This is a genomic window from Pseudomonas sp. H11T01 (assembly GCF_048515765.1).
Lineage (GTDB): Bacteria > Pseudomonadota > Gammaproteobacteria > Pseudomonadales > Pseudomonadaceae > Aquipseudomonas.
The window spans coordinates 54933-67393 of record NZ_JBLYED010000027.1 but is presented as its reverse complement, the minus strand read 5'-3'; the positions used below and the strand labels follow the sequence as shown (position 1 = coordinate 67393).

9 protein-coding genes are annotated in these 12461 nt (G+C 57.0%); 1 reads left to right on the top strand and 8 read right to left on the bottom strand.

Annotation, left to right across the window (positions count from 1 at the left end):
• Positions 1 to 3 precede the first annotated feature (3 nt).
• The 8 genes from ACN1C3_RS27145 to grpE all read right to left on the bottom strand — a co-directional run bounded on the left by ACN1C3_RS27145 (position 4) and on the right by grpE (position 10487).
• Entirely contained in the window at positions 4 to 465 is a 462-nt protein-coding gene (locus tag ACN1C3_RS27145) for an MFS transporter (RefSeq protein WP_419118831.1), read from the bottom strand.
• On the bottom strand, positions 437 to 913 hold the full coding sequence (greA, locus tag ACN1C3_RS27140) for a transcription elongation factor GreA (protein ID WP_419118815.1): 477 nt from the start codon (positions 911 to 913) through the stop codon (positions 437 to 439). Before greA ends, ACN1C3_RS27145 begins: the two co-directional genes overlap by 29 nt.
• Positions 910 to 4131: a carbamoyl-phosphate synthase large subunit gene (carB, locus tag ACN1C3_RS27135; RefSeq protein WP_419118814.1), complete on the bottom strand. Its 3222-nt coding sequence runs from the start codon at positions 4129 to 4131 to the stop codon at positions 910 to 912. Before carB ends, greA begins: the two co-directional genes overlap by 4 nt.
• A gap of 117 nt (positions 4132 to 4248) precedes the next feature.
• A complete protein-coding gene (gene carA / locus ACN1C3_RS27130) occupies positions 4249 to 5385 on the bottom strand; it encodes a glutamine-hydrolyzing carbamoyl-phosphate synthase small subunit (protein ID WP_419118813.1) in 1137 nt (378 codons plus the stop codon).
• A gap of 257 nt (positions 5386 to 5642) precedes the next feature.
• Complete coding sequence (gene dapB, locus ACN1C3_RS27125) at positions 5643 to 6446, bottom strand: 4-hydroxy-tetrahydrodipicolinate reductase (protein WP_419118812.1); 804 nt, start codon at positions 6444 to 6446, stop codon at positions 5643 to 5645.
• A 10-nt stretch (positions 6447 to 6456) separates the two neighbouring features.
• Positions 6457 to 7581 (bottom strand): molecular chaperone DnaJ, encoded by a 1125-nt coding sequence (gene dnaJ, locus ACN1C3_RS27120; RefSeq protein ID WP_419118811.1) that lies wholly within the window; start codon positions 7579 to 7581, stop codon positions 6457 to 6459.
• Between the two features lie 320 nt (positions 7582 to 7901).
• Positions 7902 to 9818, bottom strand: a complete 1917-nt coding sequence (dnaK, locus tag ACN1C3_RS27115) for a molecular chaperone DnaK (RefSeq protein ID WP_419118810.1) — start codon at positions 9816 to 9818, stop codon at positions 7902 to 7904.
• Positions 9819 to 9920: 102 nt separating this feature from the next.
• Positions 9921 to 10487 (bottom strand): nucleotide exchange factor GrpE, encoded by a 567-nt coding sequence (gene grpE / locus ACN1C3_RS27110; RefSeq protein WP_419118809.1) that lies wholly within the window; start codon positions 10485 to 10487, stop codon positions 9921 to 9923.
• A 251-nt stretch (positions 10488 to 10738) separates the two neighbouring features.
• On the opposite strand from grpE, the gene recN reads away from it, so the two are divergent.
• Positions 10739 to 12412 (top strand): DNA repair protein RecN, encoded by a 1674-nt coding sequence (recN, locus tag ACN1C3_RS27105; RefSeq protein WP_419118808.1) that lies wholly within the window; start codon positions 10739 to 10741, stop codon positions 12410 to 12412.
• Positions 12413 to 12461: the final 49 nt, after the last annotated feature.

Here is a 12461-nt window from a genome sequence, read left to right as displayed (position 1 = left end):
GGGTCAAGGGTGTGCTTCGCGCACCCTGCCGCTCCACCCCGGCACTGGCTGCAATACCAGCACAAGCCCGGAAAAACCTAAAACAAGATAGCTGAACAACTGCCAGCGAACCGCTTCCGGCCAGCCGACTCTCACCACGAAATACATCGCGCACGCATACAGCACCAACAGCAGCAGTTGCCCGCGAATATCCCGCCACAGACTCCTCAGGCCCTCGGTCTGTATCAGCACCAGAACCTGCAAAATCCCGCACACCACTGTAAATCCCACCAGCAGCGCACTCAGCATACTTCCAATCTCTTCGATCAGCAGCGGCGCCAGGCCAATTTGACCCAGCACCGGCAGCAGACCAATGTGCAGCAGCCACACGCCTCCGACCCACAACATCTGGGTCAGCTGCCAGAGCACGGCGCCCGCATGCAGCGGGCGCCTTCTTTTAGATGTGACGAACTTCGACAATCTCATACTCGATAACGCCGCCAGGCGTTTTAACCGCCACCACATCACCCTCTTCCTTGGCAATCAAGGCGCGAGCGAGAGGCGAACCGACCGAAATCTTGCCCAACTTGAAATCAGCCTCATCCTCACCAACGATGTGATACGTCACGCTCTCATCGGTTTCGACATTGGCGATTTCGACGGTGGTGCCGAAAATCACTTTGCCAGAGTGAGGAATGGTCGTGACGTCGATGATCACCGCGTTTTGCATGCGACCTTCGATATCACGAATCCGCGCTTCGACCATGCCCTGCTGTTCGCGGGCCGCATGGTATTCGGCGTTTTCCTTCAAGTCGCCCAGCTCGCGGGCCGTACCGATGTCCTGGCTAAGCTTTGGACGGACGACCTTGGTCAGGTGAGCGTGCTCTTCTTCCAGGGCTTTTGCGCCCTGGACGGTCATTGGGTATTTGATCATGCCTTCAATCCTGCGTGTAGATCCTGCAAGCGGCGCACGGTCTTCTCGGGACCGAACTTGAGCGCTTCACAGATGGCTTCGCCAGCAGCAATGGTGGTAGTGCAGTAGATCTTGTGCTGCAAGGCGTTGCGACGAATGGAATAGGAATCAGCGATCGACTGACGACCCTCCGTGGTGTTGATGATCAGCGTGACTTCGTCATTCTTAATCATGTCAACCACGTGCGGACGACCTTCTGTCACCTTGTTCACACGGCGCACCTTCAGGCCTGCCGCCTCAATCATCTTGGCAGTACCGGCAGTCGCGACCACTTCAAAGCCCAAGCTAATCAGATCACGGGCTACACCTGCAACCAACGGCTTGTCATCGTCGCGCACGCTGATGAACGCAGTGCCACCCGTCGGCAGCACTTCGCTGGCACCCATCTGGGCTTTAGCGAACGCTTCACCGAAGGTGTCGCCGACGCCCATCACTTCACCAGTGGACTTCATCTCTGGGCCGAGGATCGGGTCAACACCAGGGAATTTGGCGAATGGGAACACCGCCTCTTTCACACTGTAGAAGTTCGGGATGATTTCTTTGGTGAAGCCGATTTCCTTCAGGGTTTTACCGGCCATGACGCGAGCCGCGATCATCGCCAGGGAAACACCGATGCACTTCGATACGAATGGAACGGTACGCGAAGCGCGCGGGTTGACTTCGATGACGTAGATATCTTCGCCTTGCAGCGCCAACTGCACGTTCATCAAACCGACAACGCCGAGTTCGAGGGCCATCTTTTTGACCTGCTCGCGCATTTCGTCCTGGATGTGAGCCGGCAACGAGTATGGCGGCAGCGAGCAAGCGGAGTCACCGGAATGCACGCCAGCTTGTTCGATGTGCTGCATGATCGCGCCGATCACCACGTCAGTGCCGTCGCAAACTGCGTCGACATCCATCTCGATGGCACAGTTGAGGAAGTGATCCAGCAGCACCGGGCTGTCGTTGGACACTTTCACTGCGTCGCGCAGGTAACGCTTGAGCTCGTCCTCTTCGTAAACGATTTCCATCGCGCGGCCGCCCAACACGTAGGAAGGACGAACAACCAGCGGGTAACCAATCTTACCTGCGGCACGAATGGCTTCGTCTTCGCTGCGCACAGTAGCGTTTGGCGGCTGACGCAGATTCAGACGCTCAACCATTTGCTGGAAGCGCTCACGGTCCTCTGCACGGTCGATAGCGTCAGGGCTGGTACCAATGATCGGCACGCCAGCTTCTTCCAGAGCACGAGCCAGCTTCAGCGGAGTTTGGCCGCCGTACTGGACGATCACGCCTTTTGGCTTCTCGACACGAACGATTTCCAGCACGTCTTCCAAGGTTACGGACTCGAAGTACAGACGGTCCGAGGTGTCGTAGTCAGTGGAAACAGTTTCCGGATTGCAGTTGACCATGATGGTTTCGTAACCATCGGCACGCAGCGCCAGCGCAGCGTGAACGCAGCAGTAGTCGAACTCGATACCTTGGCCAATACGGTTCGGACCACCGCCCAAAATCATGATCTTGTCACGATCCGAAGGGTTGGCTTCGCACTCTTCCTCGTAGGTCGAGTACATGTAAGCAGTGTCGGTAGCAAACTCGGCTGCGCAAGTATCAACGCGCTTGTAAACCGGGAACACTTCCAGCTTGTGACGGTGGCGACGCAGGTTTTTCTCGGTAACGCCCAGCAGCACAGCCAGACGCGCATCCGAGAAACCCTTGCGCTTGAGGCGATACATCGCATCGCGATCAATTGAAGACAGAGCCATGGTCTTGATCTTCTCTTCGTCCTTGATCAGATCTTCGATCTGCACCAGGAACCAAGGGTCAATCATATTCATGCCGAATATATCTTCAACGGTCATGCCCGCGCGGAACGCGTCAGCCACGTACCAGATACGCTCAGCACCAGGCACAGTCAGCTCGCGCTTGAGCACGGCCATGCTTTCCGGGTTGCTCAGGTCGAGCTTTGGATCAAGACCGCTTACGCCCACTTCCAGACCGCGAAGGGCTTTTTGCAGGGATTCCTGGAAAGTCCGGCCAATGGCCATAACTTCACCAACCGACTTCATCTGAGTCGTCAGGCGTGCATCCGCCTTCGGGAATTTTTCGAAAGCAAAGCGCGGCAGCTTGGTCACAACGTAGTCGATGGACGGCTCGAAGGACGCAGGAGTAGCGCCGCCGGTGATTTCGTTCTGTAGTTCGTCCAGGGTGTAGCCGATCGCCAGCTTGGCAGCGATACGCGCAATCGGGAAACCAGTGGCTTTCGAAGCCAGTGCCGAGGAGCGGGATACACGCGGGTTCATTTCGATCACGACCATACGGCCAGTGTCCGGGCAGATACCGAACTGAACGTTGGAGCCACCGGTTTCAACGCCGATCTCACGCAGTACCGCCAATGAGGCGTTACGCATGATCTGGTATTCCTTGTCCGTCAGGGTTTGTGCCGGAGCAACAGTAATCGAGTCACCGGTGTGCACGCCCATTGGGTCAAAGTTTTCGATCGAGCAAACGATGATGCAGTTGTCCTTCTTATCGCGGACAACCTCCATCTCGTATTCTTTCCAGCCGATCAGCGATTCGTCGATCAGCAGCTCTTTGGTCGGCGACAGGTCCAGACCACGGGCGCAGATCTCTTCGAACTCTTCACGGTTATAAGCGATACCGCCACCCGTGCCGCCCATGGTAAAGGACGGACGGATGATGCACGGGAAGCCAAGCTTCTCGAGAACCGCATTGGCCTCTTCCATGCTGTGGGCGATACCCGAACGCGGGCAGTCCAGACCGATGGACTTCATCGCCTTGTCGAAACGCGAACGGTCTTCAGCCTTGTCGATGGTGTCGGCGTTGGCGCCGATCATTTCCACACCGAACTTCTCCAGAACGCCTTCGCGCTCCAGGTCCAGGGCGCAGTTCAGAGCGGTCTGGCCGCCCATGGTAGGCAGCAGCGCGTCAGGACGTTCTTTTTCGATGATTTTGGCAACGGTCTGCCACTTGATCGGCTCGATGTAGGTCGCGTCGGCCATGTCCGGGTCGGTCATGATGGTCGCTGGGTTGGAGTTCACCAGGATAACGCGATAACCCTCCTCGCGCAGGGCTTTGCAGGCCTGGGCGCCGGAGTAGTCGAATTCACAGGCCTGGCCGATAACGATCGGGCCAGCACCGAGAATCAGGATGCTTTTTATGTCTGTACGTTTTGGCATTAGTTGTCACTCAAATCCGGAGGTCAGTCGGCAAGCCGTCTTGTTCAATCTCTGAAGCCTTGAGGGGGCCACCGGTTTCGGGACCGCCCTCAGGCTTCGCCACATCAGGGCGAGCGATTAGCGTCGCTTGGCCATTTCGTTGATGAAGCGATCAAACAGTGGCGCTACGTCGTTCGGGCCAGGGCTGGCTTCAGGGTGACCCTGGAAGCTGAACGCGCTCTTGTCGGTGCGCTCGATGCCTTGCAGGGTACCGTCGAACAACGATTTGTGAATCGCCCGGACGTTGCCCGGCAGAGTCGACTCATCCACCGCAAAACCGTGGTTCTGGCTGGTGATCATCACGACGCCGGAGTCCAGATCCTGAACCGGGTGGTTGGCACCATGGTGGCCATGACCCATTTTCAGGGTCTTGGCGCCGGAGGCCAAGGCCAGCAGCTGGTGGCCGAGGCAGATGCCGAATACCGGAATCTCGGTCTCGAGAATGTCCTTGATCGCCTGGATCGCGTAGTCGCAAGGCTCCGGATCACCAGGGCCGTTGGACAAGAACACGCCGTCCGGCTTGAGGGCCAGTACTTCGCTGGCTGGGGTTTGCGCCGGAACAACGGTCAGACGGCAACCGCGCTCAACCAGCATGCGCAAGATATTCAGCTTGACGCCGTAATCGTAGGCAACCACATGGTATGGCAGCTCAGACGCTTCGATGGTCGCGTGACTGTCGGTTTTCAAGTCCCAGACAGTGGAGCGCCACTCGTAGCTTTCTTTGGTGCTGACGACTTTCGCCAGATCCATACCTTTGAGGCCAGGAAAACCGCGCGCGGCGGCAATCGCTGCTTCATCGGAAATGTTGTCGCCGGCCATGATGCAGCCGTTCTGCGCGCCTTTCTCACGCAGGATGCGTGTCAGGCGGCGAGTGTCGATACCAGCGATCGCCACAACTTTGTTGGCTTTCAGGTAATCGGACAGGGACATCGTGTTACGCCAGTTGCTCGCAACCAGAGGCAGGTCGCGAATAACCAGGCCGGCCGACCAGACACGATCAGACTCGGCATCTTCCGGCGTGGTGCCGGTGTTGCCGATGTGCGGGTAGGTCAGGGTAACGATCTGTTGGGCATAGGAAGGATCGGTAAGGATTTCCTGATAGCCGGTCATGGCGGTGTTGAACACCACCTCACCAACGGTTTGACCGTCGGCTCCAATGGCTTCGCCGCGAAAAATGCTGCCATCAGCAAGGGCGAGTATGGCTGGCTTAGTCAAGAAGACCTCCCGTAAATAAAGCCTGAAAGGGCGATCGCAGGTTGCAAAAAAGCGGAATGACGTATAGACACGTCACCCCGCTTCTTCGTCGAATTATCTGCGCGCTTTTAGTGGACACACTAAAGCTGTAGCTTACAGAAAAAGGCTTTTTTGGTCTACCGCTAATGAGCCCTAAAGGCAGAGGAATGCGACAGAACATCGCTTAGCGGGATAAAACAGGGCTCAAGCACTTACCCGAACCCCGTTTTGGATGTATCTCAGCGCAGATCAAGCACATCCTGCATATCGTACAGGCCGGCTTCACGCCCCTCCAGCCACAACGCAGCACGTACCGCACCCTTGGCGAACGTCATGCGACTGGAAGCCTTGTGAGTGATCTCGACGCGCTCGCCATCAGCAGCGAACAGCACGGTGTGATCACCGACAATATCGCCCGCACGAATGGTGGCGAAACCAATGGTCTGCCGATCACGAGCGCCCGTCTGACCTTCGCGACCGTAAACCGCCACTTCCTTGAGATCACGTCCCAAAGCGCCGGCAATCACTTCGCCCATGCGCATCGCAGTGCCGGACGGAGCATCGACCTTATGCCGGTGATGCGCTTCAGTGATTTCAATATCGACGTCATCACCCAACACCCGCGCAGCAGTGTCGAGTAGCTTCAGACAAAGATTGACGCCAACGCTGAAGTTGGCGGCAAAGACGATCGGAATGTCTTTACCGGCCTCAGCCAGCAGCTGTTTCTCTTCGACAGTGAAACCTGTGGTGCCGATGATCATGGCCTTGCCTGCCTTGCGGCAGAACGCCAGATTCTTCAGGGTCACGGTTGGGTGCGTGAAATCGATCAGCACGTCGAACTCGTCGACCACTCGCTCCAGATCCCCCGACAACGGCACACCGATACGACCCAGCGCAGCCAGCTCACCGGCATCGGCGCCGACCAACGTGCTGTCAGGACGATCCACAGCCGCCGTCAGACCCGCACCCGGCGTCTGCTGCACGGCTTCGATCAAAGTCTTGCCCATGCGCCCTGCAGCGCCCATCACAGCTATACGTCGCATACCTGTCTCCTTACAAGTCGCCGAAGAAACGCTTCACGCCTTCGAACCAACCAGTCGTTTTTGGCGAATGAGTATTGTCATCTGCCAGGGAGCTGCGCAACTCTTCCATCAACTCACGCTGACGGCGACTCAGGTTGACCGGCGTCTCGACCGCAACGCGGCACATCAAGTCGCCTGCACCACCGCCACGAACCGGCGCGACGCCCTTACCGCGAACCCGGAACTGCTTACCGGTCTGCGTACCCTCAGGAATCTTCAGCTTGACCCGGCCATCGAGGGTCGGAATCTCCAGCTCGCCACCCAGAGCCGCATCAACGAAGCTGATCGGCACTTCGCAGAACAAATGTTTGCCATCGCGCTGGAAGATCGCGTGCTCGCGCACATTGATGACCACGTACAGGTCGCCAGTCGGCCCACCCTGAGCACCCGCCTCACCTTCGCCAGACAGACGAATACGGTCGCCCGTGTCAACGCCAGACGGCACTTTTACCGACAGGGTTTTGGACTCTTCGACACGACCTTGACCATGGCAGGAGTCGCATGGATCGGCAATGACCTTGCCCTGGCCATGGCAACGCGGGCAGGTTTGCTGCACCGAGAAGAACCCCTGCTGCATCCGCACCTGACCAATACCGCCACAGGTCGAGCAAGTGATCGGCGCGGAGCCTTTCTTGGCGCCGGAACCATCGCAAGGCTTGCAGTTGACCAGTGTCGGAACACGGATATTCACGGTCGTGCCGCGCACCGCTTCTTCCAGGTTTAGCTCCAGCGTGTAACGCAAGTCGCTACCGCGCTGAGCGCCGCCACGAGAACCACCGCGACCTCCACCGAAGAAATCGCTGAAAACATCACCAAAGATGTCCGAGAAGTTCTGCCCACCAAAACCAGCACCGCCGCCGCCCATGCTTGGGTCGACGCCTGCATGACCGTACTGGTCGTAAGCAGCGCGCTTATTGGAATCGGACAGCACTTCATAGGCCTCGTTGGCCTCTTTGAACATATCTTCCGATGCTTTGTCATCGGGATTACGGTCCGGGTGGTGCTTCATCGCCAGACGACGGTAAGCCTTCTTCAGGTCCGTCTCGCTGGAGCCGCGCTCCACACCCAACACTTCGTAATAGTCACGCTTTGCCATAAGTCTTTGCACTCTTAAGGACGTTCGGCAAACCCCTCCTGAGCCTCGCCAAACTCGTTGAGCCCCAATACAGGCCCGGACCCAACTCACGTCAATTCAACGATCCTGGTCTTTGATTTGCAGCCAGAAACCTGGCCAGCGTGCGCGGTAATGTCGACCGAAAAGCAGGAGCATCCCGACCGTACCGCCAGCACCCGAACGTTGTCGCATGCTGTAAAAAATCACTTACTCCAGACACGCCAACGCGGGAGCAAGCTCCCGCGCGGCGACATCCTACCAGTCACCGCTTAATCGCAGTCAACCGGCCGACCAAAGTTAACTTACTTGTGGTCTTTGACTTCTTCAAACTCAGCGTCGACAACGTCGTCAGCCTTTTCAGCCGATTCAGCTGGCTTGGCCGCCGCGTCTGCCGGATTACCTTGCTCGGCGTACATTTTCTGAGCGACTGGAGCCGACAGCTTGGACAGCTCTTCAACCTTGGCTTCAATGGCAGCCTTGTCGTCGCCTTTAACAGCGGCCTCAAGTGCAACCAGAGCAGCTTCGATCGCGGTCTTCTCTTCAGCAGTCACTTTGTCGCCAGCGTCTGCGATCATTTTGCGAGTCGAGTGAACCAGCGCATCACCCTGGTTACGGGCAGTGGCCAGCTCTTCGAACTTGCGATCTTCGTCAGCGTTGACTTCAGCATCGCGAATCATCTGCTGAATTTCTTCCTCGGACAGACCGGAGTTGGCCTTGATCACGATCGACTGAGTCTTGCCGGTAGCCTTGTCTTTGGCGCCTACGTGCAGGATGCCGTTGGCATCAATGTCGAAGGTCACTTCGATTTGCGGCACGCCACGTGGAGCCGGTGGAATCTCGGCCAGGTCGAACTTGCCCAAAGACTTGTTCTGCACAGCTTGCTTACGCTCACCTTGCAGTACATGAATAGTCACTGCGCCCTGGTTGTCATCGGCAGTCGAGAACACTTGGGATTTCTTGGTAGGAATCGTGGTGTTTTTCTCGATCAGCGCAGTCATCACGCCGCCCATGGTTTCGATACCCAGAGTCAGCGGGCTGACGTCGAGCAGAAGAACGTCTTTCACATCACCAGCCAAGACCGCACCCTGAATAGCAGCACCCATGGCTACAGCTTCGTCCGGGTTAACGTCTTTACGAGCTTCTTTACCGAAGAACTCGGTTACCAGCTTCTGAACCAGTGGCATACGGGTCTGACCGCCGACCAGGATTACATCGTTGATCGCGCCAACGTCGATACCAGAATCCTTGAGTGCAATACGGCAAGGCTCGATAGTGCGCTGAACCAGGTCTTCAACCAGCGCTTCCAGCTTGGCGCGAGAGATTTTCACGTTCAAGTGCTTAGGACCGGTCGCATCTGCAGTGATGTACGGCAGGTTGACGTCAGTCTGCAGGCTGGAGGACAGCTCGATCTTGGCCTTCTCAGCAGCTTCTTTCAGGCGCTGCATTGCCAGCGGGTCACCCTTGAGGTTCATACCGCTTTCTTTCTTGAATTCGTCAACGAGGTAGTCGATCAGACGAATGTCGAAGTCTTCACCGCCGAGGAAAGTATCACCGTTGGTGGACAGCACTTCGAACTGGTGCTCGCCATCAACTTCAGCGATTTCGATCACGGAAACGTCGAAAGTACCACCACCCAGGTCATAAACGATCACAGTGTGATCGCCCTTGGCTTTGTCCATACCGTAAGCCAGAGCGGCTGCAGTCGGCTCGTTGATGATACGTTTTACGTCCAGGCCCGCGATGCGACCCGCGTCTTTGGTGGCCTGACGCTGACTGTCGTTGAAGTAGGCCGGAACGGTGATCACAGCTTCGGTCACGGTCTCACCGAGGTAGTCTTCGGCGGTCTTCTTCATTTTCTTCAGAATTTCAGCCGAAATCTGAGGAGGAGACATTTTCTGGCCGTTGACTTCGACCCATGCGTCACCATTGTCAGCCTTGACGATCTTGTAAGGGACCATCTGAATGTCTTTCTGTACGACTTCTTCTTCGAAACGACGACCGATCAAACGCTTCACCGCATACAGGGTGTTGTGCGGATTGGTCACAGCCTGACGCTTGGCCGATTGGCCAACCAGGATTTCACCGTCGTTGGCATAGGCAATGATCGAAGGAGTGGTACGTGCGCCTTCGGCGTTTTCGATGACTTTAGCTTTGCCGTTTTCAAGAACGGAGACACAGGAGTTAGTGGTCCCCAGGTCGATACCGATAATTTTGCCCATGTTAACTCTCCCTAAACTTTGGATTTGGTTGCCGCAGCAGTGGTGGCTAACTGCGGTAGCACTTAAACACTTGACTTCTAAATGGGGGCCTTGCGGCTAATTTCAAGCTTGCTCGTCAATCGAAGGCGAAACCGCCGCAGGTGCCTTGCTGACCACAACCATGGCCGGACGCAGCAAGCGACCATGAAGCTGATAACCCTTTTGAAACACCTTGAGCACGCTGTTTGGCTCAACGTCGGCGCTTTCCTGCATGGCCATCGCCTGGTGCTGCGAGGCATTGAAGGGTTCACCTTCAGGATCGATCGCCTCCAGCTGATAACGTTTCAGGGTGTCCTGGAACATTTTCAGGGTCAGCTCGATCCCTTCGCGCATCGGGCGGATGCTTTCGTCGTCCGGGTTGGACAACTCCAGACCACGCTCCAGACTGTCGATGATCGGCAGTAGATCGCTGGCAAATTTTTCCAGCGCGAACTTGTGGGCTTTTTCTACGTCCTGCTCGGCACGACGGCGGACGTTTTGCAGATCGGCCGCAACACGCAAAGCCTGATCATGGGCGCCAGCCAGTTGCTCTTCGAGCAGTTGCACACGAGCCACCAGGTCATCACCCGAAGCCTCGGGAGCCTGATCGGCGTCTAGATTTTGCGTATCCAGCGTCTGTTCGTCAGCCATAGATTTCTCCTTTCAATTTCGTCCGCGAGCTCGACTCGCGCTTCTGCCCCGGTATATGGGGTCGCAATTTTCAGGTTCAAGGGCTGGCAGAGCGGCAAAAACCATTAACCCTTCAAAACACCCGGGCATCATCATTCCTGGGTGAGCTAAAAAATATCACTATTCAAGCAAATCGAGCTAAGGGAAGGCATTGTCAGCCAGAAACAAAACACTGTATAAATAACCAGACCTAAAGCCTGGGAGCGGCCTCTATGCTGGTGCACCTGTCTGTACATAACTACGCCATTGTTGAACATCTCGATCTGGAGCTGGATCGCGGGATGAGCGTAATCACAGGCGAAACCGGCGCCGGCAAGTCGATCATGCTCGACGCTCTGGGCCTGACCCTCGGTGATCGCGCCGACAGCGGCGTAGTTCGCCCTGGCGCGGACAAGGCCGATATTCTGGCCACCTTCGATCTGGTGGACATTCCAGAAGCCAGCGCCTGGCTGGCCGAGCGCGACCTCGACAACGACGGCCCGTGCATTCTGCGCCGGGTAATAACTGCCGAGGGACGCTCACGTGGCTATATCAACGGCACCCCCTGCCCGCTCGGTGACCTCAAAGCCCTCGGCGAATTGCTGATCGATATTCACAGCCAGCACGAACACCAGTCCCTGCTGAAAACCGATACCCATCGCCGCCTGCTCGACGAATATGCTGGCGCCACGGACCTGGCCCGCCAGGTACAACTCGCCGCCCAGCGCTGGCGCCAGACCCGCCAAGAGCTGGAGCATCTTTCCAACTCCGGCGATGAACAGCGCGCTCGACATCAACTACTCAGCTATCAACTCGAAGAGCTGGAAAACCTCGGCCTTGGTGAGAATGAGCTGGAGCAGCTGGAACAAGAGCACAAAAACCTGACCAACGCAGAAACCCTGCTGGGCATTTGCCGACAAGTTGTCGAGCAGTGCAGCGAAAGCGATTCAGGAAATGTCCTTAACGCCCTGACGGCCAGCCTCAACCGCCTATCGAGCGTGAACAATTCCGCGGGCGCCCTGGGCGAAGCCACCAATTTGCTGACGAGCGCGCAGATTCAGGTTGAAGAAGCCGTTGGCGAACTGAATCGGTTTCTCGATCACTTTGACGCCGACCCGGCACGCCTTCAGCAACTTGAGGAACGCCTCGATGCGATTTACACACTAGCCCGCAAACACCGTATCCAGCCCACCGAAGTCGCGGATATGCAGCAAAAGCTGCTGGATGAAGTTGAAACGCTGAACGCCAATGACGAATCCATTGAACGACTGGGCGACGAGTTGGCCTCATTCGCTCGGCATTATCAGGAGAAGGCCAGGGAGCTGAGCGATTTGCGCTACCAAGCGGCGAGCAGCCTGGCCAGTGCCGTCGAAATAGAAATCCAGCGTCTAGGTATGCCCGGCGGGCGCTTCACCATTGAGCTGCGTCCCAACACCAGCAATGAACTGCTGCCCAATGGCCTGGAACAAGTGGAACTGCTGGTCAGCGCCAACCCCGGACAACCACTCAAAGCGCTGGCCAAAGTGGCGTCAGGCGGTGAGCTTTCACGGATCAGCCTGGCAATCCAGGTGATTACCGCGCAAACCTCTCGCGTGCCAACGCTGGTATTCGACGAAGTGGACGTAGGCATTGGCGGACCGACCGCCGAAATTGTTGGTCAATTGCTGCGACGGCTGGGCGAACGCGGACAGGTTTTGACAGTCACCCACTTGCCGCAAGTGGCCGCCCAAGGCCATCAACACCTTTTCGTGCACAAAGTACGCGGCAGCGATGCCACTCACACTGCGGTATCCAAGCTGGGTAAAACCGAACGGGTCGAGGAAGTGGCGCGCATGCTGGGCGGTATCGATCTCACCAAGGAATCCTTGGCGCACGCTAAAAAGATGGTTGTCACCGCCAAAATTTAAGGCGGCGGAAAGCACGAAGGCGACCCTAGGGTCGCCTTCGATCGTTTCG